22 protein-coding genes are annotated in these 25,411 nt (G+C 72.5%); 13 read left to right on the plus strand and 9 right to left on the minus strand.

The genetic code is table 11. The features are described 5' to 3' along the window. Nucleotides 1-10 precede the first annotated feature (10 nt). The 3 genes from AB0J80_RS18120 to wrbA are packed head-to-tail and all read right to left on the minus strand — an operon-like array spanning nucleotide 11 to nucleotide 2,856. Nucleotides 11-679 (minus strand): activator of HSP90 ATPase, encoded by a 669-nt coding sequence (locus tag AB0J80_RS18120; protein ID WP_364705888.1) that lies wholly within the window; start codon nucleotides 677-679, stop codon nucleotides 11-13. A 56-nt stretch (nucleotides 680-735) separates the two neighbouring features. After that, nucleotides 736-2,205, minus strand: coding sequence for an MFS transporter (locus tag AB0J80_RS18125; protein WP_364705890.1), 1,470 nt, complete (start codon nucleotides 2,203-2,205; stop codon nucleotides 736-738). Between the two features lie 24 nt (nucleotides 2,206-2,229). Next, nucleotides 2,230-2,856, minus strand: a complete 627-nt coding sequence (wrbA, locus tag AB0J80_RS18130) for an NAD(P)H:quinone oxidoreductase (RefSeq protein WP_364705892.1) — start codon at nucleotides 2,854-2,856, stop codon at nucleotides 2,230-2,232. Nucleotides 2,857-2,951: 95 nt separating this feature from the next. Between wrbA and AB0J80_RS18135 the strand changes: the two genes are divergently transcribed. Next, entirely contained in the window at nucleotides 2,952-3,392 is a 441-nt protein-coding gene (locus AB0J80_RS18135; RefSeq protein WP_364705894.1) for a MarR family transcriptional regulator, read from the plus strand. Between the two features lie 8 nt (nucleotides 3,393-3,400). On the opposite strand, the gene AB0J80_RS18140 is transcribed toward AB0J80_RS18135, so the two are convergent. Next, nucleotides 3,401-4,318, minus strand: a complete 918-nt coding sequence (locus tag AB0J80_RS18140) for a bifunctional DNA primase/polymerase (RefSeq protein ID WP_364705895.1) — start codon at nucleotides 4,316-4,318, stop codon at nucleotides 3,401-3,403. 128 nt (nucleotides 4,319-4,446) lie between these two features. Between AB0J80_RS18140 and AB0J80_RS18145 the strand changes: the two genes are divergently transcribed. After that, nucleotides 4,447-5,487 carry a hypothetical protein gene (locus AB0J80_RS18145; RefSeq protein ID WP_364705897.1) on the plus strand — a complete coding sequence of 347 codons (1,041 nt, stop codon included), beginning with the start codon at nucleotides 4,447-4,449 and terminating at the stop codon, nucleotides 5,485-5,487. Between the two features lie 9 nt (nucleotides 5,488-5,496). Here the strand turns inward: AB0J80_RS18145 and AB0J80_RS18150 are convergent, their stop codons facing one another. Beyond that, nucleotides 5,497-6,534 (minus strand): beta family protein, encoded by a 1,038-nt coding sequence (locus tag AB0J80_RS18150; protein WP_364705898.1) that lies wholly within the window; start codon nucleotides 6,532-6,534, stop codon nucleotides 5,497-5,499. A 99-nt stretch (nucleotides 6,535-6,633) separates the two neighbouring features. Here AB0J80_RS18150 and AB0J80_RS18155 point away from each other — a divergent pair, with 99 nt between their 5' ends. The 4 genes from AB0J80_RS18155 to AB0J80_RS18170 all read left to right on the plus strand — a co-directional run bounded on the left by AB0J80_RS18155 (nucleotide 6,634) and on the right by AB0J80_RS18170 (nucleotide 10,718). Continuing rightward, nucleotides 6,634-7,947 (plus strand): AAA family ATPase, encoded by a 1,314-nt coding sequence (locus AB0J80_RS18155; RefSeq protein ID WP_364705900.1) that lies wholly within the window; start codon nucleotides 6,634-6,636, stop codon nucleotides 7,945-7,947. A 326-nt stretch (nucleotides 7,948-8,273) separates the two neighbouring features. Beyond that, nucleotides 8,274-8,942 (plus strand): hypothetical protein, encoded by a 669-nt coding sequence (locus AB0J80_RS18160; RefSeq protein WP_364705902.1) that lies wholly within the window; start codon nucleotides 8,274-8,276, stop codon nucleotides 8,940-8,942. Between the two features lie 25 nt (nucleotides 8,943-8,967). Further along, nucleotides 8,968-9,978 (plus strand): 1-aminocyclopropane-1-carboxylate deaminase, encoded by a 1,011-nt coding sequence (locus AB0J80_RS18165; protein ID WP_364705904.1) that lies wholly within the window; start codon nucleotides 8,968-8,970, stop codon nucleotides 9,976-9,978. After that, nucleotides 9,975-10,718 carry an SDR family oxidoreductase gene (locus AB0J80_RS18170; RefSeq protein WP_364705906.1) on the plus strand — a complete coding sequence of 248 codons (744 nt, stop codon included), beginning with the start codon at nucleotides 9,975-9,977 and terminating at the stop codon, nucleotides 10,716-10,718. The genes AB0J80_RS18165 and AB0J80_RS18170 overlap by 4 nt, the downstream gene beginning before the upstream one ends. A 7-nt stretch (nucleotides 10,719-10,725) precedes the next feature. Here the strand turns inward: AB0J80_RS18170 and AB0J80_RS18175 are convergent, their stop codons facing one another. Next, nucleotides 10,726-11,460 carry a class I SAM-dependent methyltransferase gene (locus tag AB0J80_RS18175; RefSeq protein WP_364705908.1) on the minus strand — a complete coding sequence of 245 codons (735 nt, stop codon included), beginning with the start codon at nucleotides 11,458-11,460 and terminating at the stop codon, nucleotides 10,726-10,728. 107 nt (nucleotides 11,461-11,567) lie between these two features. Between AB0J80_RS18175 and coaD the strand changes: the two genes are divergently transcribed. Genes coaD through AB0J80_RS18190 form a run of 3 tightly spaced genes read left to right on the plus strand, consistent with a single transcriptional unit; the run spans nucleotide 11,568 to nucleotide 17,194 of the window. Next, nucleotides 11,568-11,996 (plus strand): pantetheine-phosphate adenylyltransferase, encoded by a 429-nt coding sequence (gene coaD / locus AB0J80_RS18180; RefSeq protein WP_364705910.1) that lies wholly within the window; start codon nucleotides 11,568-11,570, stop codon nucleotides 11,994-11,996. Between the two features lie 43 nt (nucleotides 11,997-12,039). Then, nucleotides 12,040-16,299 (plus strand): AAA domain-containing protein, encoded by a 4,260-nt coding sequence (locus AB0J80_RS18185; protein WP_364705911.1) that lies wholly within the window; start codon nucleotides 12,040-12,042, stop codon nucleotides 16,297-16,299. After that, a complete protein-coding gene (locus tag AB0J80_RS18190) occupies nucleotides 16,259-17,194 on the plus strand; it encodes an SMP-30/gluconolactonase/LRE family protein (protein WP_364705914.1) in 936 nt (311 codons plus the stop codon). The genes AB0J80_RS18185 and AB0J80_RS18190 overlap by 41 nt, the downstream gene beginning before the upstream one ends. Here the strand turns inward: AB0J80_RS18190 and AB0J80_RS18195 are convergent. Then, nucleotides 17,145-18,122, minus strand: coding sequence for a helix-turn-helix domain-containing protein (locus tag AB0J80_RS18195; RefSeq protein WP_364705917.1), 978 nt, complete (start codon nucleotides 18,120-18,122; stop codon nucleotides 17,145-17,147). The genes AB0J80_RS18190 and AB0J80_RS18195 overlap by 50 nt on opposite strands. Nucleotides 18,123-18,173: 51 nt before the next feature. Between AB0J80_RS18195 and AB0J80_RS18200 the strand changes: the two genes are divergently transcribed. Further along, complete coding sequence (locus AB0J80_RS18200; RefSeq protein WP_364705920.1) at nucleotides 18,174-18,563, plus strand: cupin domain-containing protein; 390 nt, start codon at nucleotides 18,174-18,176, stop codon at nucleotides 18,561-18,563. On the opposite strand, the gene AB0J80_RS18205 is transcribed toward AB0J80_RS18200, so the two are convergent. Then, nucleotides 18,560-20,155: a restriction endonuclease gene (locus AB0J80_RS18205; protein WP_364705921.1), complete on the minus strand. Its 1,596-nt coding sequence runs from the start codon at nucleotides 20,153-20,155 to the stop codon at nucleotides 18,560-18,562. The genes AB0J80_RS18200 and AB0J80_RS18205 overlap by 4 nt on opposite strands. 368 nt (nucleotides 20,156-20,523) lie before the next feature. Between AB0J80_RS18205 and AB0J80_RS18210 the strand changes: the two genes are divergently transcribed. The 3 genes from AB0J80_RS18210 to AB0J80_RS18220 all read left to right on the plus strand — a co-directional run bounded on the left by AB0J80_RS18210 (nucleotide 20,524) and on the right by AB0J80_RS18220 (nucleotide 23,404). Beyond that, nucleotides 20,524-22,284 carry an EAL domain-containing protein gene (locus AB0J80_RS18210; RefSeq protein ID WP_364705924.1) on the plus strand — a complete coding sequence of 587 codons (1,761 nt, stop codon included), beginning with the start codon at nucleotides 20,524-20,526 and terminating at the stop codon, nucleotides 22,282-22,284. Between the two features lie 44 nt (nucleotides 22,285-22,328). Continuing rightward, nucleotides 22,329-22,718 carry a cupin domain-containing protein gene (locus tag AB0J80_RS18215; RefSeq protein ID WP_364705927.1) on the plus strand — a complete coding sequence of 130 codons (390 nt, stop codon included), beginning with the start codon at nucleotides 22,329-22,331 and terminating at the stop codon, nucleotides 22,716-22,718. Nucleotides 22,719-22,942: 224 nt separating this feature from the next. Further along, nucleotides 22,943-23,404 (plus strand): MarR family transcriptional regulator, encoded by a 462-nt coding sequence (locus tag AB0J80_RS18220; protein WP_364705929.1) that lies wholly within the window; start codon nucleotides 22,943-22,945, stop codon nucleotides 23,402-23,404. Here the strand turns inward: AB0J80_RS18220 and AB0J80_RS18225 are convergent. Beyond that, entirely contained in the window at nucleotides 23,401-25,371 is a 1,971-nt protein-coding gene (locus AB0J80_RS18225) for a TPM domain-containing protein (protein WP_364705931.1), read from the minus strand. The genes AB0J80_RS18220 and AB0J80_RS18225 overlap by 4 nt on opposite strands. Nucleotides 25,372-25,411: the final 40 nt, after the last annotated feature.

A 25,411-nucleotide genomic window follows, 5' to 3' on the forward strand; every position in this document is an offset into this window, starting at 1 on the left:
GCCTGAGAGCTCAGGGTGCGGGCGTGTCGGCGGTCGTGACCTGCGCGGCCCGCGCGACCGGCGCCCACCGGTCGGACCACCGCTTGCGCACCACGTCGAACGCCGCGTCATCCAGCCCGTATGTCGAGACGATCACCTCCATCCGGCCCGCCTCCCGGCTGTCGAGCCGCTCCCGGCCGGCGACGACCACCAGATGCCCGTCGGCGTCGACGAGCCAGGCGACCCGCTTGCCGGCCCGCGTAGCCTTGCCGCCGGCCAGGGCGAGCGCCTCGCGGCCGGTTGTCGTGCCGGTCAGGTACAGCGTGCGGCGGGCGCCCTCCGGCTGCTCCTCGAGCAGGTAGCGCAGCTGGAGGAGAAAGGACCGCCACCCTTCTTCGATGGCGTCGTACCGGTCCGGGTCACCCGACGGCGGCCCTTCCCGCACCACCCGGATCCTGGCCTGCGTGTCGTTGCCGCTGACCTCCAGATAGGACCCATCGGCCCACGCCATCCGCTCAGGGCCGCGGAACGTCGCTTCGTCCACGAATATGTGCCGGATCTCGGCATCCAGCCCGTCGTAGTCCCAGCCGAACCACTGCCGCAACACGTCCGGCTGGGTGACGGCACCCCACGCCAGGTCCCGGCCGACGGCCACGGTCACTTCCACTTTGTACGGCTTGGGCCTTTGCTGATCGGTCACGGTCACTATCCTGGCCGTAGTCCCGGGATCACGCCATGCGATGGACATCGATGTCATCAAGTCGTTCTCTGGGTTTGTCCCTCGTGGATCGGACCATCAATGGGCTGCTGACGCCTGGGGACCAGGAGGCCGACAAGGGCGATCGCCGTGGCGACCGCGACCGCCGAGCCGAACACCAACTCGTATCCGGCCGCCAGCGCCTTCGGCGAAGAGCTCGCGCCCTCGTGCGTGGCGGCCTGGGCGGCGGCTGCCGTCGCGTAGACGGCCAAGGCGATCGAGCCGCCGACCTGGGTGGCGGTGGTGGCCAGGCCTCCGGCGACGCCGACGTCATCCGGTGGGACGTCGGCGGTCGCCGACGCCATGAGGGTGGGGAACACCAGGCCGATGCCGATCGCGACGAGCAATGTCGGCCCGAGTATGCCGGCGGCGTAGTGACTGCCGGCGCCGGCCTGCGAGAGCCAGCCGAAGCCGGCCACGAGACTCGCGCACCCGGCCAGGATCAGCGGGCGGGCACCGGTCCGTGGAAGCCGGCCGCCGGCGAACCGGGCGACCACCACGAAGACGACCGCGGCGGGGGTCTGTCCAAGGCCGGCGTCGAGGGCGCTGTAGCCGAGCGCGTTCTGCATCAACAGTGAAGAGAAGAACCACATCGCGACGGCGATGCCGCCGAACAGCAGCAGCATCCCGTTGCCGGCCGCCACACCCCGGTTCTCCAGCAGCCGCAGCGGCATCATCGGCGCCGTCGCGACTCGCTTCTCCACCAGGATGAACACCACCAGGAGCAGCAACCCGGCGAGGACCGGGACGACTACCCCCTCGGATCCCCAATCGTGGTCGGCGGTCTGCATGACGCCGTAGATCAACGACGCCAGACCGGCCGTGCCGGTCACCGCGCCGAGAAGGTCGATCGACTGCCGCCGGCCGGCCCTGGCCGCGGTCAGCGACGTCATCGCCACCGCGATGAGCGCCACGCCGATCGGCATGTTGATCAGAAACACCCAGCGCCAGGAGAGTTCGGTGGTCAGCACTCCACCCGCGACCGCGCCGACCATGCCCCCGACACCACCTGCGGCGGACCACGCCCCGAATGCCCGAGCCCGTTCCGGTCCCTCGGGGAAGCACGTATTGATCACGGCGAGGGTGGCCGGGGCCAGCATCGCGCCGCCCAGGCCTTGCGCCGCGCGGGCACCGACCAGGATCTCCGGCGTGGACGCCAGGCCTGCGGCCAGGCTCGCCAGGGCGAACAGGGCGAGCCCGGCGATCATCATGCGGCGGTGGCCGAACAGATCCGCTGCGCGGCCGCCCGGCAGCATGAACCCGGCGAACGCCAGCACGTAACCGTTGACCACCCAGGCCAGCCCCGTGTCGGTGAATCCGAGATCGTGCTGCACCGACGGCAGCGCGACGTTCACGATCGACACGTCCAGGATGACCATGAACTGGCAAGCGCACGCCAGCGCGAGGACCAGCCGGGCCTGGCGGGAGCGCGGCTCGGCCGACTGGTTTCCGGTACGGGTGCTCGTCATGGCTGCCTCCGTCTCTGTCGCGGCTCAGGCGGCCTGGGACACACCGGACGCGAGGGCGGCGCCCTTGAGTCGGAGAGCGAACTGGGCCAGTCGTCGGCCCTGGTAACGAGCGGCTTCCAGGGCCGCGGCGTCGGCGCCCTCGCCGCCGGTCGCGACAGTGCCGTACGGGTTTCCGCCCGCTGCGTACACCGACGCGTCCGTGAAGCCGGGCGGGATGATCACCGCACCCCAGTGGTAGAAGACGTTGCCCAGCGCCAGAATCGTGGCCTCGCTCCCGCCGTGCCGGTTGTAGGCGGAGGTGAAGGCGGTCGCCGGCTTGTCGGCCAGCACGCCGTCGCGCCACAGGCCGCCGGCTTGGTCGATGAACTGCTTGAGCTGCGCGGCCGGCGTGCCGAACCGCGTGGGCGACCCGAAAGCGTACGCGTCCGCCCAGGCCAGGTCCTCGAGCTCGGCCACGGGGATCGACGCGGTCGCGTCGGCGTGCCGGCGCCACGTGGGGTTCTCGTCGATGGCGTTCGCAGGGGCAAGCTCGGCGACCCGGCACAGGCGGACGTCGGCCCCGGCCGAAGTGGCGCCCTCGGCGACGGCCTCCGCGAGGGCGTGCACGGTGCCCGTCGAGCTGTAGTAGATGACTGCGACCTTGACCGTCATGTCGGCTCCTTGACGTGGGTAACATTAGTTACGTGCATAACCGTTATGCGCATAACCTTATGCGCATAACGACTGCGGTTGTCAAGGAGGGTTTGATGGATCTCGAGTACGCCGGCGCCCTCAACCAGGCGATCCGCCTGCTCAGCCTGCGTCACCGCGCTCGGGCGGCACAGCTGCTCGCTCCGCTCGGCCTGCACGCCGGTCAGGAGGCCCTGCTGCTGGAACTCGACCGGACCGGCCCTCGCATCCAGGCGCAGCTCAGTGAGGCACTGGGCTGCGAACCGCCCAGCGTCACGCTGATGACCCGCAAGCTGGAGGCCTCCGGCCACATCAAGCGCACACCCGACCCGACCGACAAGCGCGCCACTGTCGTCGCGCTCACCAGCAGTGGCAAGGCGTTGGCAGAGCAGATCCGGCAGCTCTGGGTCACCCTCGCTGAGGAGACGGTTCGCGGCCTGCCGGCCGACATGCTGGAGCAACTGCCCGGCATCCTGCACACCATGTCCACCAACGTCGGCGACAAGCCGCCCGCTTAGGGGCCGGTTTACAGTGACGCACGCGGTCTGCACCGATCCGAACTGCCCGGCGTCGCAACTGCCCGGCGTGGGCGAGCGAACGGCGGGGCGCACCGGCGGCCGGCGGTCAGTCCTGAGCGGATCGTGCGGATCGTCTCCGTGCGGCCCAGGCCGCACCAGGCGCCCGCCGCCGTCAGCTCGCGTGTCACCGTTGCCGCGTCCAGGAGGCCCTCGCCCACGAGCCGGCCCAGCGCGAAGGCTGCCCGGTTGAGAGTGTCGTTGCGAGTGCCGACCGCGGCGCGGGCGACCCTGTCGGTCTCCGCGGCGAGGGCCGCCGCCGCATAGCGCTCGGGGTGATGAATCCCCGGACCGTCACCGCCGGCGAGGGAAAAGGGGCCGGAGCCCGGCGGGTCCGGTCCGGCGATCAAGCCCCGCAGCGCATCGGGCGCCGACGGCGGATCCGTGCCCGGCCGCACCACCCAGTAGTAAGTGGTGCCGCTCGCGTGGCGGGAAGGCGGCGCCACCACGTAACCGCCTGCGCCGCGCCAGTCGACGCCCGGCAGGAGGCGGACCCGGTTGCCGTAGCCGAGGGGCGAGAACCAGAAGTGCCAGCCGCCGCTGCCGGTGCGGACCTGCGGTCCCCTCGGGAGGAGACCGCCGAGGAGGTGGCGCAGGCCGTGCCAGCCGGTGGCCGAGTCGACGTCCGCCACGTCCATGGCGACGCCCGTCCGCAGTCCGATGTTCGCGTCCGGCCACCGCGACCACCACATCTCGATCCGGCGGAGGTCGGCGGTCGCGTCGGTGAGGCCGTGCCGGACTCTCGGGTGCTTGCCGGGCCGGTCGCAGTCCGGCCGCCCGCAGGAGCACGAACCGTCCGGGCCGGGGGTGTGCACCGGCAGGACGGGGATCCCGTGCCGGGCATACGCGAGAGCGGCGTCGAGCATCATTCGAACAAGTGTACGAGTGATGGGAGCTCTTCGCCGGGTTGTCCACAGCGGGGTCGGCACCGCTTGGCGATGTTGCTTATGCTGCGCTCCCATCGGTTGGCGTGAGCGCCGGCCGAGCATTGCCGACCGTGACCGAGGAGATCGCCGCCGTGACGAAGGAGCCGCACGCCGGGCCCGTGCCGCCCGACGGGCCGCCGAGCGAGAGCTTCGCGGTCGTGCCTCCGGCCGACGACACCCTGCCCGCCCCTCGAACGACCAGCACCGGGCCCAGGTCGGACCTTCTGGGGCAGGGCTGGTCGGGCGAGGAGCCGGAGGTCGGAGGCGGGCTGGACGGCCGGGGCGCGGGAAATCGCCTTCGGCTGCGGCCCAGCAGCGCGGCGGCGGCCTCGGACAGCGCACGCGGCGGGGCGGCGGCCTCGGACAGTGCAGGCGGCGGGGTGCCGGCCGCGGACATCGATCCCGCGCAGCTCGAGACCGTCCCCGGCCGTGCCGTCGCCCCGGCCGGGCAGGGCCGGCCCGTCCGCGTCGGCCGCGGCACGGGCCGTCTCTCGCGCCGGCTGGTCATCGCCTACTTCGCCGCCGGACTGGCACTGCTGCTGGCCGGCACCGTCGCCGTGTTCTACCTCGCCATCAAGGTGTACGCGCCGGCTGTGCCGGAGGCCCAGGTCACCGCCACGCGGGAGTTTCCGTCCGCTGCCCCTTCGCACGCGCCGTCCCCGCCGGCGAGGGTGGAGCCGTCCACGCCGTTGCGGGCGCGGTTCGGGCCGCAGCAGCTCGCCAACGGCAAGCCCTTCGTCATGCGCGGGGAAGGCGACTCGAAGTTCCAGATCACCGTCAAGGCCGGGAAGTTCCGTAGGAGTGGCTGCGACCCGTATGCGGTGAAGCCCGAGGAAGGCGGTTACCTGCCGGTCAAGCTGACCCTCAAGGTGCTGCAGGGCGAGCCCGAGGTCAGCGAGTATGCGTTCCGCTTCCAGAAGCCCGACGGCGACTGGCTGCCGTCGGTCGGGGGCAGTGGCTGTGACGGCAGGGACTACGGCGGCTTCTTCCGCAGGTTGTCCGCCGGCCGCACGTACACGTCGTCGGTGGTCTTCGATGTGCCCAGCGCCAAGGGAGACATCGTCTTCGTCTACCCGCTGATGGACGTCGTCGCCGCGTGGAAGGTGCGTTGAGGCGGGGAGTCACGTCGCGGGGGCCAGAGTCGCCAGCACGTGGGCGATGTGGTGGGAGGTGCTCCACGCGATCCAGCTCGCCGAGCTTCCGCCGCCTCGGGCACTGCGGGCTCGCTCCGCGATCTGCGCGTCTCCCCAGGAGAAGCGGGCGCCGGTGGCCGGCCAGTGCGGCGAGCCGACCAGGGTCCGGCACAGGTCGTGGCACCGGTCGTCGCTGCGTCCGCCGCGCCGGGCCCAGCGGTAGATCCACCAGTCGCGGTCGGCCGTGTAGCGCAGGGTCGGGAGCTGGCGGCGGCTGATGCCGTTCCGGCGTACCGGGGAAGTGACCCCGTAGTCCGCATAGCCGACGCCGGGCTCGCTGAGCCGGGCCCACACCTGGGCGTCCAGGCGCCCGACCGTGACCGGCTCGTCGGTCGGCAGGTCGTCCAGGTTGGGCGGCATGGCGCCGGCCGCGACCGTGACCGAGCGCCACGGTGTCGCCCGTGCCCACCGCAGCACCTGCCGTGCCCGCTCCTCGAAACGGTCCGCGTGCGCCGCGCAGGCTGTCTCCGCGAGGTCGATGACCAGGTCGACGTGTTCGGCCTCGAGACCCGCGCCGGCCAGCATGCGGCGGGTGGTCGCGGTCGCCTCCGCGGAGTTGCGCGCGTCGGTGTGGGGCCGGAGACGCAGAACCGCCCGCATCAGGTGCATGCGGGCGGCCAGGCCGTGCTCCACCAGGCGGCGGGGACTTTCGTACGCCCGGAGCACCGGCAACATCGCCACGCCGAGCGCCGCCAGTTCCTCCGCGAGGTCGAGCGGCGGTGACACCAGCGGGTCCGGGGGATCCGGGACGGCACCCAGGTCGACGGCGATCGCGCCGGTGCGGGGCGGGAGCTGCCGGACCAGCTGCGGGAGCCGCTCACCGGGGGAGACCTCGACGATCGGGCTGACCCGGCGGGCCGCGGCCGCGTCGAGGTGGTGCAGGGCGGCCATCTCCCCGCGGCGGGGGCGCAGGATGGGGCGGTACACACCGTCCTCCGTGACCTCCGGCCCGGCGAATACGGTCATTCACCCAAAGTAGCGAAATATCACGCCGGTGAGCAGATGCAGCCTCCATTCCCCACTTCAGGTGAAGATTGTGTCGGTGGCCCCCGCTACGGTGACGCCGTGACCGCGACACCCCACGACAGTCCCGCCGCCGAGGCGGCCCGGGTGGTCGACGCCGTGCTGCGCGACCTGGCGACGTCCGAGCATCGCGGGATCGTGGTGGACTCGCCACCCGGCGCCGGGAAGAGCACGCTGGTCGTCAAGGCCGCCGGGGTGCTGGCCACAACCGGCGAGCCGCTGATGATCGTCGCTCAGACCAACGAACAGGTGGACGACCTCATCGCGCGCCTCGGGGTCGCGTCGCCCGAGCTGGGGGTGGGCCGCCTGTCGGCGGTGGACTACGCGGCGACCGACCGGGTCCGCTCCCACCCGTCGTGCCGGGTCGCGCCCAAGGTCGCGGATCTCGGCGGGGCGCCGGTCACCATCGGTACGGCCGCCAAGTGGGCCACGGTCACCGACGGCACCTGGCCGTGGGCGATCGTCGACGAGGCGTACCAGATGCGTTCGGATGCTCTGCTGCGCGTGGCACCCCGCTTCGAGCGGGCGCTGTTCGTCGGCGATCCCGGCCAGCTCGACCCCTTCTCCACGGTGGAGGTCGACCGCTGGACCGGCCTGTCCTGGGATCCCATGCAGAGCGCGGTCGCGGTGCTCCTGCGGCACAACCCCGGCCTGCCGGTGCACCGCCTGCCGGTGTCGTGGCGACTGCCCGCCTCGGCGGCGCCCGTGGTGGCCGAGGCCTTCTATCCCTTCACCGGCTTCCGGTCCGGCACGGGGCCCGGCGACCGCACGCTGCGCTTCACCGAACCGGCGGGTGCGGCCGAGCGGATCGACGACGTCCTCGACACCGCCGCGGCGACCGGCTGGGGTCTGTATGAACTGCCCGCGCGCTTCACCGTACGCACGGACGCGGAGGCCGCCGCGGCCTGCGCCGGTCTCGCCGCGCGCGCCCTGGTGCGAGGCGGTGTCGCCACGTCCGAGTCCGGGACGACCGCGCTCACGGCCGACCGCATCGCCATCGGCGCGGCGCACCGGGACCAGGTCGCCGCGATCCGGTCCTACCTGCCGCCCGAGGCTGCGGACGTCACAGTGGACACCGCCAACCGCCTGCAGGGCCGCGAGTACGACCTGACCGTCGTGCTCCACCCGCTGTCCGGCCGCCAGGACGCCACCGCGTTCCACCTGGAGTCGGGCCGCCTGTGCGTGCTGACCTCCCGGCACCGGCACGCGTGCGTGGTGGTGGCGCGGGCCGGCATCGCCGAGCTGCTGGACGCGCACCCGTCGACCGAGCCGGTCCACCTCGGCGTCCCGGTGAAGTTCCCGGACGGCTGGGAGGCCAACCAGGCCATGCTCGCCCACCTCGCGCGCCGCGGCTGACCGCCCGCCGCAGCAAGGTGATGATCACGGTCCGTGGATGTTCGCATCGCTGTCACCTGCTCGAAATATGGACCGGATTAACTGTCAATTAGAGGACTGATTCGCGAGCCGACATGCAACTTGCATGCGCGATTCGCCGTGCAAGTTGCATGTTCGCGAGTCTCGGACCTGCTGCTCCAACGTCGCCGCAACGGTTTGACCGTCCTGCCGCATTTCATTCACGAACGTTTCTGAGATCTCGTGGGAATCCTCTTCCTGTCGATCTCCGGAGATGCAACTCTTCTAGCCAGACGTAGCGCCAGCGACACGGACGGTGGTGGTACCGAATGCGTCCAGACGTTCTTGTCGGTCCGAGCGACTGGGTTGTCGAGCAGTTCGGTGACAAGGTCGCCGCCGAGCTCTGGACCCGGGTTCCCGAGGCGTTGAGCACGGCGATCGAACGTGAGGTCACCGCGCGACCCTCGACGGCGCAGACCGCGGAACGAGTCATCGCCAACCCGCGCTGGGCCCTGCCGTACGAGGAACTGGTCCTCTTTCTCGGCACCCTGCCCGGCGCCGAGATCATCAGCGTGCCCAGGTCGGTCTACCAGCTCGTGGTCATCAACGGCCACGTGGTGGTCCCCTGGTGCTACGGCCAGTCGGCGCGGGACTCGATGCGCGATGCCCCGGTCGGCCGGTCGTTCGGTCGGCTCGCCCGGGAGCTGCTGCGCCGCTTCGGCCCGCCGTGGCGTCGCAGCCAGGCCGAGCATCCGCTGCCGCTGGACGCCGTGGACGAGCGCGAGGTCGCCAAGATCTGTGCCGCGATCGCCCGCATCGAGCCCACGCCGGAGGTGGTGATCGCCGGCTTCGCGGGCGCTCCGAACCTGGGGCTGCTGCGCGCCTGCCTCGGCGAGATCAAGTCCACCGACAACGGTTCGCTCAACTGGAGCCACGTCGACGACCTGCCGCTGCCCCCGCCGGTGATTCCGCGCCCCCGCCGCATGCAGTTCCCCTGAGCGACCGGGCTGCGAGAATGCCGGCATGGCGCTGGCTGACTTCGCACGGTATCCGCTGCTCTTCGGACCCTCGCCCGTCCACCGGCTGGAACGGCTGACCCGCCATCTCGGCGGCGCTGAGCTGTGGGCGAAGCGCGAGGACTGCAACTCAGGAATCGCGTACGGCGGCAACAAGACGCGCAAACTCGAGTACCTCGTCGCCGACGCGCTCGCGCAGGGGTGCGACACGCTGGTGTCGATCGGCGGTGTGCAGTCCAACCACACGCGGCAGGTCGCGGCCGTCGCGGCATACGCCGGACTCAAGTGCGTCCTGGTCCAGGAGAGCTGGGTCGACTGGCCGGACAGCGTCTACGACAAGGTCGGCAACATCCTGATCAGCCGGCTCGCGGGCGCCGACGTGCGGCTGGTGCGCGCGGCCTTCGGCATCGGCTTCAAGGAGAGCTGGGACCGGGCTCTGGCCGAGGTGGTGGAGGCGGGCGGCAGACCGTACGCGATCCCGGCCGGCGCGTCCGACCACCGTCTCGGCGGCCTGGGCTTCGCGAACTGGGCGAAGGAGGTCGCTGAGCAGGAGACGCAGCTCGGCGTCTTCTTCGACACCGTCGTCGTCTGCTCGGTCACCGGCAGCACGCAGGCGGGCATGGTCGCGGGCTTCGCGGCGCTCGGCGACGACCGTCCGCGGCGGGTGCTCGGCATCGACGGCTCGGCCAAGCCCGCGGAGACGTGGGCGCAGGTCGCCCGGATCGCCCGCGCCACCGCCGAGCTGATCGGGGTGGGCCGCGACCTGCGCGACGACGAGATCCTGCTCGACGACCGCTACCACGCCGGCACGTACGGGATCCCGGACGAGGCCACGGTGGCCGCGATGCGGCTGGCGGCCCGGACCGAGGGCATGGTCACCGATCCGGTCTACGAGGGCAAGTCGATGGCCGCGCTGGTCGACCTGGTCCGGCGCGGCGAGATTCCGGCCTCCTCGACCGTCCTGTACGCCCACCTGGGCGGCCAGCCGGCGCTGAACGCGTACAGCGCGATCGTATGAGCTCCTTCGTGGTGACCGGCGGCGGCCGGGGCATCGGCCGCGCCATCGTGGAACGGCTCACCCGCGACGGCGGTGTGGTCGCGGTCCTCGAGGTCGACGCGGCGGCCCTCGACTGGGCCGCCGACCGGCCGGAGATCGTGCCGGTGATCGGCGATGCGTCCGACCCGGCGGTGGCGGCCCGGGCGGCAGCCGCGGTGCCCGGCCCCCTCGCCGGCTGGGTCAACAATGCGGCGGTCTTCCGCGACGCGTGGCTGCACGAGGAACCCGAGGCGGTCATCGAGCTGATCGGCCGCAACCTCAACCCCGTGATCGCGGGCGCCGCCGCGGCCCTCGCAGCCGGCTGCCGCGCGATCGTCAACGTGTCCTCCCACCAGGCGCAGCGCGCGGTGCGGGGCGCGCTCCCGTACGCGACCGCGAAAGCCGCGGTGGAAGGCCTGACCCGCGCCCTGGCGGTGGACTACGGGCCCCGCGGCGTACGTGTGAACGCCGTCGCCCTGGGCTCGATCGCCACCGAACGGTCGGACGCCTACGTGGACAGTCTCGGCGCCGGGGCAGCCGCGCACTTCCATCGCGAGATCGCGGCGCTGCACCCGCTGGGCAGGCTGGGCCGGCCGGACGAAGTCGCGGACGCGGTGGCTTTCCTGCTGTCCGAGGCGGCGAGCTTCATCAACGGCGCTGTCGTCCCCGTCGACGGAGGCCGGGCCGCGCAGGGCCGCGACCCCGAGGAGGCCGGCGGCTGACGCAGGCTCAGCGCAGGACAAGCAGGTCGAGCACGTCGATCAACGGGCCCGTTGCCGTCTGCGCGGCGACGCGAAGCCGTTCGGCGCCTCTGGCATAAGCGTCATCGCTGATCAGCTGCAACAGGGTGTGCGCCTCGCGGCGCAGCTCGCCGGCGGCCTCCTGCAGGGACGGTGCGGAGACCTGGGCGACCGGCTCGAGTCCGGCGGCGGCGAAACCAGCGGCGGCGAACGCGGCCTCGATGGTGCTCACGGTCGGGTAGTTGTCGTTCAGCGCGGTGACAGCCTCCGGCCAGAAGTGGCACAGGGTGATGCCGTCGTGCCGGCCCGGGAACGCGGAACGAATCAGGACCGGGGCTCCGGGTTTCGTGACACGGCGGATCTCGCGGGCCGCCGCGGGCAGGTCGGTGATGTGGTGGACGACCGTGGAGAGCCAGACCGCGTCGATGCTCGCGTCGCCGGCCGGGATGGCGGCGGCGTCACCGGCGAGAACACCGGGGACGACGGCTCGCTCACGCATCGCGGTGGACGGTTCGACGGCCACGACGTCGATGGCGGACCACCATGCGCGGAACGCCCGTGACCAGCTTCCGGTTCCACAGCCGAGGTCGAGCAGCCGCATGCCCGGCCGCGGATCCACGTGCCGGGTGATCGCCTCACGCCACGCGCCGAGCGCGTCGTCGCCCAGGTGACGGGTCGCCTCGAACGCGGCGGCGTCGGCGTTGTCGTACGCGATGAGCGCCATGCCCCGAGCCAAACGGACGGTGATGTGGCCGCGCAAGAGCGAAGTGGATTGCTTCACATCACAGTCGCCGGCCGCGCCCGGACCTGGCGCAAGCCTAGGCTGGCTCGATGACTCGAGCGGTCTGTCCCGGCACGTTCGATCCCTTCACACCCGGCCACTTCGACATCGTCGCCCGGGCGCGCCACTTGTTCGACCATGTCACGGTTCTGGTCGCCGTCAACGATGACAAACGACCGTCCCGGCCGACTGCCGCCCGGGCGACGGACATCCAGCGCTTGCTCCCGGCGGACTGGGACAACGTCTCGGTGGCTGCTTGGCGCGGGCTGACCGTGGATTACTGCCGACGCCATGGAAGCAGTGTGATCGTCCGAGGGGTCAGGAACGCGACCGACTGGCAGTACGAGCACCGGCTCGCGGCGATGAACGAGTCGCTGGGCATCCCGACGTTGTTCCTGCCCGCCCGGCCGGAGTTGGCGGCGACGTCGTCCACGGCAGTGCGCGCGACGGATCTGGCACCGCGGCGTTTCGGCAGGTGACAGTGGTGGGTTCGGTGCGCGCGCATCGGATAACCTGCGAAGAATGCCCGAGCCTGAGTCGCCCACCGTCATCCGGGACCGGGCCGTCTCCGTCGCCGACTATCTGCTCGCCGTGCGCGCGCACATGGAGCGGCCGGCGCGGACCGTGCCTGCCGAGGCGTACTGGCTCGACGTCCTGCCCGGGCACCCGGAATGTCAGGTCGGTCCGGCTGCGGACGGCACCACCTGGCTGCGGGTGGGCCTGCCTGAGCTGCCCGGGCCGCCGCCGGTTCCGGCCGGGCTGCGCCGCCGGCTCAACGAGGTCGTCGCGGGCGACGAGCCGGTCCTCGAGGGCGAACCGGGCGAGGACTTCGCGACCTGGCGGGACGAGGTGTGGCGGCCGTGGTCGCTGCTGAGCCGGGGCGCCGAGCAGACGCGTACCCTGCATCGGCAGCTCTTCGATCTGATGCACCAGGTGGACATGGCTGCGGCGACCACCGAGCTGGTGTGGGGCCACGGCATTCTGGAGACGGTCGTGGACGGGCAGCGGGTCCGCTACCCGCTGGTCGCGACGCCGGTGATCATCGAGTACGAGCCGGACCGCTCGCTCGTCACGGTGTCGCCGCAGGGGCCGTCGCGGCTGCAGACCGATGCGCTGGCCGGCCTCGACGAGCGCTATCTGGGACAGCTGCTCGCCCTGGCCGGCCCGGCCGGGACCCTCGAGGCGGACCTCTGGGACGACCTGGAGCGCCGGGAGCTGTTCGAGCGGGCGCTGGGCCGGCTCGGGTACGACCGGGTCGTCGCCGAGCCCGGTGCCACCGTGTCCGGGCCGCACATCGTCGACACCGGCGTCCTGTTCGCGCGGCCGAAGCAGCGGCTGCTGCGCGGGTTCCTGGAGAGCCTCCGGGACAGGTTGCTGGCCGGCGACACCGCCAGCATCGGCGCGCTCGCCGCGGTCGTCGCGCATGAGCCGAGCAAGCTGCGGATGCCCGACGACCGGCCCGAGGACTGGCACCGGGTGGGGGAGCGGCTGCTCATGCCGCTGCCGACCAACGAGGCGCAGGAGTCGATCGCCCGCCGGCTCGCGCAGCACCGCAACGTCGCCGTGCAGGGCCCGCCCGGCACCGGCAAGACCCACACGATCCGCAACCTGATCTGCCATCTGATGGCGAACGGTAAGCGGGTGCTGGTCGTCGCGCAGAAGGAGGACCCGCTGCGGGTGCTCCGCGACGGGCTGCCCGAGGAGGTCCGGGCGCTCTGCCTGGCCGTGCTGGGGCGCACGACGGACCAGCTGGTGCAGTTGCAGCTCGCCGCCCGCGAGCTCTCCGACCGGGCCGCCACGCTGGACAAGGGTGCCGAGGCGGCGCGGGTCGAGCGGCTCACCGGGCGCCTGGAGGAGGCCGAGCGGGAGCTGGCCCGGGCGCAGGGCGGGCTGCGGGCGATCGCGGAGAGCGAGTCGGCCACCTACCGCATCGACGACGTCGACCTCTCGCCCGCCGACGTGGGCGCCTGGCTGCGGGAGCGGGCCGCCGCGCACGGCGGCATCCCGGACGCCGTCGACCCGCTGGATCCGCCGCCGCTGACCGCGGACGAGTTCGCCACGCTGCTCGAGCTGGCCGCCACCCTCGCGCCCGCCGACCGGGCCGCGGCGCTGCGGGAGCTGCCCGACGTCACCGCGCTGCCCGACGCCGCCCAGGCGAAGCAGGACCGGGCCGACCGGGCGGCGGCCGCGGAGCGGGTCTCCCGCTTGGAGGCGGCCGGCGTCGACCCCGATGCGGTACGGGCACACGGGCCGAAAGCCCTGGCCGACCTGCTAGAACGGCTCAAGGACGCGGTGGCGTGGCTGCACCGGCGCGAGGGCACGTGGACCGACCGGCTGGGCCGCCTGCTCGCCGACCCGCACTGGGCCACGGTGTGGACCGACCACGTCGCCGCCACCGAGGCGCTGCAGCAGTCCCTCGCCGACCTGACCCGCCGGCTCGCCGGCCACCGGGTCGCCGCGCCGCCGTCGCTCACCGCCGAACCGAGGCGCCTGCTGGGCACGCTCGCCGAGGTGCGGGAACGGTTCGCGGCCGGCAAGGGCCTGCACCGGCTGCTCCAGGCGTCGCTCTGGAAGGTGGCCGACGAGGTCCGGGTCGACGGCGAGCCGCTGCGCACGGTCGACGACGTGGACATCGCCGTCGCCTGGGTCGAGCGGGCGCGGGCGCAGCGACGGCTGGGCGAGCACTGGTCGGAGTGGATCCAGCGCCTGGGCATCCCGCCGCGCGAGGGCGATCCGGAGGTGTGGGCGGGTGGCCTGCTCGCCGACGCCGCGCAGTCGCTGGGCTGGGACGCCCGCGAGTGGCCTGAGCTCTCCGGCCGGCTCGCTCAGCTCGTACCCCAGGAGGACCTGGAGCTCGACGCGGCCCGGCTGGCGGAAGTCTCGGCGCTGCTGGACGACAGCCCGGTGGTCTTCGAGCTGGACCGGCTGGACGCCGAGGACCGCGCCGTCGCGGATGCGCTCGCTGCGTGGCCGCGGATGGCCGCGGCCTGGCGCACGCTCGACGGCTGGGACGAGACGCTGGCCGAGACCCGCCGGCTGCTCTCGCTGCGCGGCGACGTGTCCCGCTACCTCGAGCTGCACGGGCGGCTGGCGGCCGTCGCGCCGGAGTGGGCGGCCGCGATCGCCGCCGGGCAGGTGCCGGCCGTCTCGGGGACCGCGTGCCTGCAGGCATGGCAGTGGCGGCAGGCGCAGACCTGGTTCGACCAGGTGGTCGGCAGCGTCGACCCGGCCGTGCTCAACCGCCGCGTCGAGCAGGGCCGCGACAAGATCCGCAGGCTGACCGGCGAGCTGGTGGTCGCCTCCGCCTGGCTGGAGGTGGCCCGCGCCCTCGACGACCGGCGCCGCGCCGCGCTCGCCGACTGGACCACCGCCCTGCGCAAGATCGGCAAGGGGACCGGGCGCAGCGCCGCCGCCTGGCAGGCCCACGCCCAGCGGGCCATGGAGTCCGCCGTCGAGGCCGTGCCGGTCTGGGTCATGTCGGTGGACCGCGCGATCGAGCAGTTCGCCGGCGGCGCCCACTTCGACGTCGTCATCGTCGACGAGGCGTCGCAGGCCGACCTCTTCGCCCTGCCGGTGCTCTCGCTCGCCGAACGGGCCGTCGTGGTGGGTGACGACCAGCAGATCGGGCCGCAGCTCGGCTTCGTCGGCCCGGTCACCGGGCTGATCCACAGCCACCTCGGCGACGTGCCGTCCGCCGAGCACTTCGACCCCGAGTCGTCGCTCTACGACCACGCGGTCCGCCGTTCGCCCGAGCGGATCCTGCTCACGGAGCATTTCCGGTGCGTACCGCAGATCATCGAGTTCTCGTCGCGGCACTACTACGACGGCAAGATCCAGCCGCTGCGCGCCGACCGGTCCGCCCTCGACCCGGTGCGCACGGTGTTCGTCGCCGACGGCGTCCGCCAGCCGCTCGCGACCTTCGGCGACGTCAACGTGGCCGAGGCGGAGGCCCTGGTCGAGCGGGTCGCGACGATGGTGGCGGACCGGGCGTACCGCGGCAGGTCGATCGGTGTGATCAGCCTGCTGAGCAGCAGCGGCCAGGCGTCGTACCTGCTGTCGCGGCTGCGCGAGACGATCGGCGAGGACGAGATGGAGGCGCGCCGGCTGCGGGTCGGCGACGCGTACACGTTCCAGGGCGACGAACGCGACGTGGTCCTGGTGTCCATGGTGGTCTCCGACAACGACGGCCGCGTCGCGGCGTTCACCAAACGCGAGTACCACCGCAGGATCAACGTCGCCGCGTCCCGCGCCCGGGACCAACTCTGGATCTTCCATTCGGTACGCCCCCAGTCCCTGCACGCCGACGACGCCCGGGCGCTCCTTCTGAACTACGCCCTCAACCTCACCGCCTTCGGCGCTCAGGCGGGCGCGGAGCTGCTGTGCGAGAGCGACTTCGAACGCGAGGTCCTGCGCCGGCTGGTGGCGCGCGGCTACCGGCCGACGCCGCAGTTCCGCATCGGCGGCTACCGGATCGACTTCGTGCTGAACGCGCCGGGCGGGCGGCGGCTCGCCGTGGAGTGCGACGGGGCCGCGTACCACGGGCCGGAGCAGTGGGAGAGCGACATGCGCCGGCAGGCGGTGCTCGAACGCGTGGGCAACTGCGTGTTCGTCCGGATCCGCGGCAGCATCTTCGCCCGCGAACCGGAGGCGGCGTTGCGGCCGCTGTGGCAGCGGATCGAGGAGCTGGGGATCGACGTTCCTCACCCGGCCCCTATTGTCGAAGGCGACGATGGGGGATCAGATGGTGGACACGATCGAGGCGCGGTTCGAGACGCTGGATGAGCGGTTCGCGCTGTGCGACGGCGACTATGTGGTGCAGCGTCTGCACACCGGCGCGCGCAAGGCCGAGGGCCCGGCGTACTTCGCCGCCGGCCGGTATCTGGTGTGGAGTGACATCCCCAACGACCGGCTGCTGCGCTGGGACGAGGTGACGGGTGCGGTCGGCGTGTTCCGCGCGTCGTCCGGCTACGCCAACGGCAACACCGTCGACCGCCAGGGCCGGCTGGTCACGTGCGAGCAGGGCAACCGCCGGGTGACCCGCACCGAGCACGACGGTTCCGTGACGGTGCTGGCCGACCGCTTCCGCGGCAAGCGGCTCAACAGCCCGAACGACGTCGTGGTCCACAGTGACGGGTCCGTCTGGTTCACCGATCCGCCGTACGGCATCAACAGCGACTACGAGGGTGTCCGGGGCGAGAGCGAGATCGGCGCCAGCTACGTCTACCGGGTCGACCCGTCCGACGGGGAGGTGAGGGTCGTCGCGGACGACTTCTCCCGTCCCAACGGGCTGGCGTTCTCCGCCGACGAGCGCCGGCTGTACATCGCCGACACCCGGCAGGAGCCCAGCCACATCCGTGTCTTCGACGTGAAGGACGATGGACGGCTGACCGGTGGCGAGGTCTTCGCGGAGTGCACCGCCGGGCGCTTCGACGGCTTCCGTCTCGACGATGCGGGGCGAATCTGGGCGGCCGCCTACGACGGCGTGCACTGCTTCGCGCCGGACGACGGGGACCTGATCGGCAAGCTGCTGCTGCCGGAGGCGGTGTCCAACCTCACCTTCGGTGGGCTGCGGCTCAACCACCTCTTCATCACCGCCTCCACGAGCCTCTACTCGCTGCGCGTCACGGTCAACGGCGTTCGCTACCCACCGGGCCGAAACGACGGCGGTAGTCGGTAGGGGTCAGGCCCGTCTCGCGGCGCATCAGCGTACGGAGGTTGGCCGCTGTGCCGAGGCCGGCCCGGCGGGACACCACGTCGAGGCGGGTCTCGCCGCGTTCGATGAGGCGGCAGGCCAGCGCGACGCGTTCGCCGGTGAGCCAGGACAGCGGTGTGGTGCCGAGCTCGGTGCGGAAGCGGCGGTGCAGGGTGGCGGGGCTCACCGATGCGTACGCGGCCAGATCGGTGACCGTGAGCGGGCGGTCGAGCCGTTCCTGAGCCCAGGCGAGGACGGGCGCCAGCGAGTCGTCCGGGATGTCGGGGATGGGGCGTTCGATGAACTGGCGCTGGCCGCCGTCGCGGTGGGCGGCGAAGACCAGGCGGCGGCTGACCGAGGTGGCCACTTCGGCGCCGTGGTCGCGGCGGACCACGTGCAGGCCCAGGTCGAGGGCGGCCGCGCTGCCCGCCGAGGTGAGGATGTCGCCGTCGTCGACGAAGAGGACGTCCGGTTCCAGGCGTACCCGGGGAAAGCGGGACCGGAAGTCCTCCGCCCACTGCCAATGGGTCGTGGCCCGGCGGCCGTCGAGCACGCCGGCCTCCGCGATGGTGAACGCTCCGGTGCAGAAGGCGATCAGGCGGGCGCCCCGGGCGTGCACGCGACGGATCGCGTCCAGGACCACGGGGCGGCGGGGCGTCTCGACGTCCGGGCGGTTGGGCACGATCACCGTGTCGGCCTCGTCGATCGCCGCCAGGGGTGCGACGCCGGTGAGGGTGAAGAAGCCGTCACGCATCCGGGTACGGGGGGCGGCGGCGCAGAGGCGGAAGTCGTAGAGGAGGCCGCCGAGCTCGGGGCGGCGCAGGCCGAACACCTCGGCGGCGCAGCCGAGCTCGAAGGGGTTCGAGCTCTCGTCCACCAGCACGACGACCCGGTGCAAGGAATCTTGCGACATGTGCGATTCCTAGCACTCGTGGCGTACCCGATAAAGGCCGAGGATCGGGTCGTGAGCGAACCCATCTCCCTGACCGCGGCCCTGGCGTCCTTCGACGCGCTGTGGAGTCCGCGCATCGTGACCAGCGTCAACGACTACGACGTCCGGATCGCCAAGGTGCGGGGCGAGTACGTCTGGCACACCCACGACGACACCGACGAGTTCTTCCTCGTCCTCGACGGCGAGCTGCAGATCGCCCTTCGCGACAGCGCCGACGAGGAGCGGGTGGTGGCCCTGGCCCGCGGCGACCTGTTCACCGTGCCGCGGGGCGTCGCGCACAAGCCGATGTCGCCCGGCGGGGCGGCCATCCTGATGTTCGAGCCCACCGGAACGCTGACCGTCGGCGACCGGCACGACGATGTGCCGGACCACGTCGATGCCACGACGGGCCACCGCCTCTAGACGGCTGCCTCCTCCGCGGGCTCGATGCGGGCCTTGAGGCCCGAGTGCTCGGCCAGCAGGTTGAGCAGGGCCGGCCCGTCGAGCAGCTCGACCGGCCGGCCCGCGACCGCCTCGTGGGCCTGGACTTCGTAGCCGTCCGTTGCCACGAGGATGCCCTTGGTCGCTCCGGCCTCCGTCATCGCGGCGACCACGGAGGTCGCCGTGGCCGCGTCGACCGGCCGGCCGCGTACCGCTTGGATCACGACCGGGCCGCCGAAGATGGGCCGCGGATCGGTGGCCCGCCACCGGCCCTCGTCGGCGGTGCCGACCGCCAGCCCCATGTTGCTGAACAGGTCGGCGATCGTCTGCTCCCACTCGGCGTCGGACATCGTCGCCAGGTTGGGGCGCTGGTCGATGTCCGCCAGGACGTTGAACTCGCTGGTGAAGTCCCGGTCCGCCTCGCGGTCGAAGTCGATCACGGGCTGCACGCCCTCGAGCTGGTCCGGATTCCCGGAGAGCCCGGCCTGCAGGTGCTTGAGGCACGCGACCGGGTCGACCCGGCGCAGCTTGATCGCCGCGAAGGTGTCCCGGTCCGTACGCAGCGACACCAGGCACGGCCGCACGAAGAGGCCGGTCCGCCGGTCGATCGTGTCCACGATGCCGTTGAAGAGCACCTCGCGCACCAGCGCGCCGCGGTCCGCCTCGATGATCTCGTGGACCGTGCGCAGCGCCACCATCGAGATCACTCCGATGTAGCGGCGGCGGATCTCGTCCTCGTCGCGGGGCACCGCGAGCAGGTCGTCGCGGACCCGGTCGTAGCGGTACTCCTTGACCACCGGGATCACCTCGAGCGGCGGCAGGTGGTACTCGACGAGGAGATGCTGCTTCTTCGGCAGGTACGCGAGCCGGAAGTGCTGAGGGAAATCGTCCGGATACACCGAGTTGCCGAGCACCATCGCGAAGTACTCCACCACGGACGTCGGATCCGCGTTCGCGACGGCCGCCGCGAACCGGTCCACCTCCGCGTTGTACGCGCGCAGCTTCGCTTCGTGACGTCGGCGGTTCTCCTCGTACTGCTGCCGGCGTGCCGCGAGCTGACGGGTGCGGCGCCGCTCGCCCTCGGCCCACTGCGCCTTGGCCTCCTCGAAGGCGCGCTGCGCCAGGGCCAGCTGCTGCTGGTGGAGGCGCTCGCCACCGAGGATCTTGCCGACGCCGCGGGGCTCCGGCGGGGCGTAGCTCTGCCACGACGGTTCCGGCGCCGGCCGGCCCAGCCGTCCCGGGTCGAACGGGGGCAGGTCGATCGGCTTCTTGAACCGGTCGAGGTCGATGTGGTCGTCGACGTCCAACGTGGAGAGCAGCAGCGTGTCGAGATCCGACAGCCGGGCCCGCAGGTCCGCGTTCGCCGCCGCGGCATCGGCGGTGCGTGCCTCCGCGTACAGCTTGCGGTGCTCGCGCTGCCGTTCCGCGTCGGCGGCGGCCTGCTGGGCCGCCGCGATCGCCAGGTCCGCGTTGCGCCGGATCAGCTGGCGCTGCTGGGCGGCGGCCGTGCGTGCCCGTTGCTCGGCGGCCGCCTGCGTCGCGTGCGCCCGCTGCATGTCCCGAATGATGCCCATGCGTGGTCCTCGCTCACGTGTCCGAAGGGCCACCATATCCACCGTCTCGTGATCTCGTTACGGGGAGCACCTCCCTGGATGCATTCGGTGCATGTTGATCGAGGTCACTGGGTAGGTGTCGCACATGGTTCCTGCACCGGCACTCCCCGTAACTGTCCGTCATGGACCGGGGCCCTGTCGACCCCCTGGTCGCACCGTCAGCCGATCGGCTAATTTCACGCTCTGATCGGTCGAGAACTGCCTGTTCGTTGTTTTGTTGGGCCAGCTGCGAAAACATTGTCGCGGCCGCCCCCTGTTACCCGAAGCGGTGACAGGTCGTAATAGGTCAGGGGCATCGTTCACCGCAGGAGGGGAGGTGGCGGCGGCGCATGACGGCACCCGACGAACGTTTTCCGCGTCCGCGCGCGCTGCGCGACCGGCTCTCCCGCCGTCCCCGGCTCAGCCCCAACTCGGCTCCCCAGCGACCGCATCTGCCCGAGTCGCGGACGCCGGTCGAGGACGAGGCCTGGTTCACGTACACGGCCGACGGCGACCGGATCGTCTGGTCCGACAGCCTCGCGGCGCTGCTCGGCCGCCCGCCCAAGGACAACGAGCTGAGCCGCCAGCTGCTGGCCCGGCACGTGCACCGCGACGACCACGCCAAGGCGCTGGGCTCGATCACCCGGGCCTGGACGGCGCGCGAGCCGGTTCGGACCACCGTGCGGCTCATGCGCGCCGACGGTGGATGGTTCGACGTGGACTGCCGCCTGGAGCCGATCGCCGGCCCGGACGGCACGGTCAGTGGAATCCGGGGTGCGCTGCGTGACGTTTCCGCCCGGGAGCGGGCCCGCCGGGAAGTGGCGCGCCTGACCCGCCGCGGAGAGACCGTCCAGGCGTCCATCATCGATCCCGACCCCGCCACCGGGCTGCTGACCCGCGCCCGCTTCGCCGACGAGATCGACCGTGCGCAGCGCAGCGGCGGGGGAGCACTGCTGATCGTCCGCGTCGAACCCGACCGGGCCGACGCCGTGCGCTTCGACGTCAACGCCGACCTGCTGCACCGCGCCGCCCGCGTGGTGGAAGGGCTGGTGCGGCCCGACCACCTGCTGGGCCGCGTCGGCCCCAACGAGATCGGCGTGCTGCTGCCCGGCGCCTCCTGGGTCATGGCCCGCCGCCAGGCCGACCTCTTCGTCGAGGCGCTGCGCAGCCAGCCCTTCGTCCTGCCGGACGCGTGGGTGCACGCCCGCGCCTGGGCCGGCCTGGTCCGCTTCCGCCCCGGCGGCGACGCGGGCAGCCACGACCTGCTCATCGACGCCGAGCACGCGTGGCGGCAGGCTCGCGAGGCGGACCGGCCGCTCACCCTGGTCGCCGACCCCGTGCCGGCCAAGGACCGGCAGGGCTCCTACCGCGACCGGGTGGCCGACGCGCTGGGCACCGACCGGTTCACCCTGTTCGCGCAGCCGATCCTCGAGCTGCAGACCAACCTCGTGCTCCGCCACGAGCTGCTGCTGCGGGTGCTCGACGAGCACGGCAACCCGCAGTCGCCGATCCACGTGCTCGACACGGCCGAGCGCCTCGACGCCGTCTACGACATCGACCTGTGGGTGGTCGAGCGGGCGATGGAGGTCGCGGCGTCGCTGCCCGCGCACGCTTTCCAGATCAACCTCTCCGGGCGTACGGTCGGCGATCCGCGCCTGACCGGGGAGGTCGAGGCCCTCATCGACCGGTACGGGGTGAACCCCGAGCAGCTCACCTTCGAGATCACCGAGACGGCGCTGATCGGCAACCTGAGCGAGGCCCGCAACTTCGCCGACCGCATCCGCGACCGGGGCTGCCAGCTCGCCCTGGACGACTTCGGCTCCGGGTACGCGTCGTTCCGCTACCTGCGGCTGTTCCCGATCGACCTGGTCAAGATCGACGGCGAGTACGTGCGGGACCTCGTGCACAGCCCGCAGGACCAGGTGCTGGTGCGGGCGCTGGTGCAGGTCTGCCAGGCGTACGGGATCCACACCGTGGCCGAGTTCGTGCAGGACGAGGCGACGATGCGGATGCTGCGGGAGTTCGGCGTCGACTTCGTGCAGGGTTACCTGATCGGCCGGCCGGAGCCGGTGTCCCAGCTGGGGCCGGTGCCCCGCCTGCGGCCCTCCTGACCAGCCAGGATTGCGCCGACGCGGTTCCGGGTAAGCGGCTCGGCATGGAGCACTACACGATCGCCACGGTTGCCGAGAAGAGCCCGGATTTCCGCCGCGTGCTGTGGACGGGCAAGCACACCCAGCTCGTGATCATGACGATCCCGCCGGGCGGCGAGATCGGTGAGGAGGTCCACGAGGTGGACCAGATCCTGACGTTCGTGAGCGGGACCGGCGAGGCCAAGGTCAGCGGCCAGACCCGCAAGGTCAACCAGGGTGACCTGGTCGTCGTGCCGGCCGGCCACAAGCACAACTTCGTCAACGCGGGCCCGAACCCGCTGGTGCTGTACACGGTCTACGGGCCGCCGGAGCACGCGGACGGCGCGGTCCACAAGACCAAGGAAGAGGCGGACAAGCTGGAAGAGGCCGGCAAGGACGAGCCCCCGCAGTCCTGATCCCCGGCGCACCACGGCGCCGGGACCGGCCCAGGCCCCCCAGCCGGCCGATCCCGGCGCCGGGCCGGGGTGGAAAGTCCGGGCGGAACGTTACTCTTGAGACTTAAAGGAAGTCGATCGACCTGCCCGATTGTTCGCCTGCCGTTTCCCCCGTGTCATCGTGCGCCGCCGCGGCACCACACCCGGGCGCGGGTCGCCGCGGGTCAGGTCACTAACCTGCTGCCATGGACCAGCCACGGTGGTTGACGGACGAACAGCAGCAGACGTGGCGCAGATTCGTCGAAGTGCTGGTCAAGGTGCCGGCCGCGCTGGAGGGCCAGCTGCAGCGGGACGCGGGCGTGACGCACATGGGCTACCTGGTGCTGTCCACCTTGTCGGAGCGCGAGGACCGGCGCCTGCCCATGAGCCGCCTGGCGAAGAAGGCCAGCGCCTCGCTGTCCCGCCTGTCCCACGTCGTCGCACGCCTTGAGGCCCAGGGCTGGGTACGCCGCGAACGCGACCCGGAGGACGGCCGCGTCCAGATCGCCGTCCTCACCGACGACGGCTACCGCAAGGTCGTCGAGTCCGCCCCGGGGCACGCCGAGGCCGTGCAGCAGCTCGTGTTCGACCGGCTGAGCCAGGCGCAGGTGCGCCAGCTCGCCAAGGTCTGCGAGTCCCTCCTGGAGAACCCGGCCGACGTCCGCTAGAAGCGCCCGCCGCCGCCCCGCCGGCTCCGCGTGGCGCTCCCGCCGAAGCCGCCGCCCCAGCCTCCCCCTGAGCCGCCGCCCCAGCCGCCGCCGGAGTGGCCGTGCGAGCGGCCGCCGCCGGCCAGGATGCCGCCCAGCACCGCTCCGGCGAACGCGCCGGGATCGAAGCCGGCCTGGCCGTACCCGCCCGGCCCGTATCCGCCCCAGCTCTGCACGTCGGAGTGGGCCGCACTGCTCGCCGCCCCCGCGTACTGCTGCGCCTGCTGGGCCTCGGCCATGGCCGCGACCGGGTCCGTCTCCGCGAGGCTCTCCGCCAGGGCGAGGTGGCGATGGGCCTCCGACAGCGAGGTCCGAGCTCCCGTGCCGACCGCACCGCGCCGGGTGGTGATGAAGTCGGTGGCGGCCGACACCTCGGCCCTCGCCACCGGAAGCGCCTGGGCGAGCAGGGCGCGGGCGCGCGCCGACCGTTCCGCGGCGTCACGGGCTTCGGCGAGGGCGCTGTCCAGCGCGGCGTCGGCGGCCTGAAGCGCGGCGACCGCGGCGACCGGATCGGGTCGTTCGGCGGCGAGCCGGGTGCGTACCTGCGCCACGGTCTGCTCGGCAGCGGCGACCGCAGCCGCGAGACCGGGCGAACCGGCGGCCGGTGCGGCTCGCCCGGCTGCGATCTCGGACTCCAGCTCGGCGATCAGCGCACCGGCGGCCGAGCCGGCCGCCTCGAGGTCGGCCGCGGCCCGGTGCACGGCGGCGACGAGCTGCTCCGCCTGCTGGACGGCCTGTTCGGCGGCGCGGACCGCGAGAGCCGCCCGAGCCCGTCCCTGCACCGCCGGAGCATCAACGGCCGTCGGGGCGGCGCCGGGTGCAGGGGCATCGCTTTCGAGAGCGGTTCGCGCCTGGCCGATCGCCTCCGCCGTGAACTGCAGGCGCTCGCGGGCCTGGTCGACGTTGCCGGACACCGCGGTGACCGTCTGGCCCGCGTACCGGCGGCCCAGATCGGCCGCCACCTTCGCCGCCTCGGGCAGGGACGCCTCGGCCGCGGCCCGGCGGCGGTCCACCTCCCCGGCCACCTCCGCCGCGCGCGTCTCGAGGTCGCGAAGCCGGTCGAAGGCCTCCGACTCGGCGTCCAGGCGCTCGTCCGCCGCACGGCACCGCGAGATGATCTCCGCGAGCGTGCGGCGGCGGGTCTCCTCGTCCGGCGCCGGTTCGTCGTCGAGGGTCATCCGCAGCCGGAACGCCTCGGCCACGTCCTGGCGCGACGCCTCCAGGGCCGCGCGGAAGCGGGTCGTCTCCGGCTCGCCGTACTGGGCCGTGGCCAGGGCCAGTTCACTGTCGCTGGCGCGCAGGTCGTCGTCGAGCTCGAGCAGCAGGGCGTTGGCCTGCGCGGTCAGCTCGTCGGTCGACGGTCCGGCCGGTGCGGGCGGCCGGGCACGGCGGCGGCGACGCAGGAACACCCACAGCAGGGCGCCGCCGAGCACCACCGCCAGCACCACGAAGATCCACGCGGACGAGCCGCCACCGCCGGCCGCGTCCGTGTAGCCACCGGCGGCCGCGACGACCGCCCCGGACCAGTCGCTCTTCGCCAGGGCCGGCTCGATGTCGCGCTCCGCCACCCGCACCAGCTCGGCGTCCGAGACGCGGGAGTCCGGCGGGAACGAGTACGCGTACGCCCGGTCGGTGGTCGCCACCGCGAGCAGCGCGTCGCGGTCCCCGAGGTCGCTGAGCTGCGCCGTGCGATCCGTCCACTCCTGGGCCGGGACCCCGTCGAACGAGTCCACGAACACGACGAACAGCTGCACACCGGTCTTGTCGCGCAGGGAGCCGAGGGCCCGGTCGACCGCCTGGCGGTCGCCGAGCACCCCGGCCGCGTCGGTCACCTGGCCGGCGAGCCGGGCCGGCGGATCGGCCCACGCCGGGGCGGGAAGCAGCAGCAGAGCCAGGCTCAGCAGGAGGATGCGGCGGACGAGAGTCACCCGGACACCGTAGATCCTCCGGCGACGCTTCGCGCCCGGC

Origin of the sequence: Actinoplanes sp. NPDC049548 (assembly GCF_040676695.1) — a bacterium.
GTDB lineage: Bacteria > Actinomycetota > Actinomycetes > Mycobacteriales > Micromonosporaceae > Actinoplanes.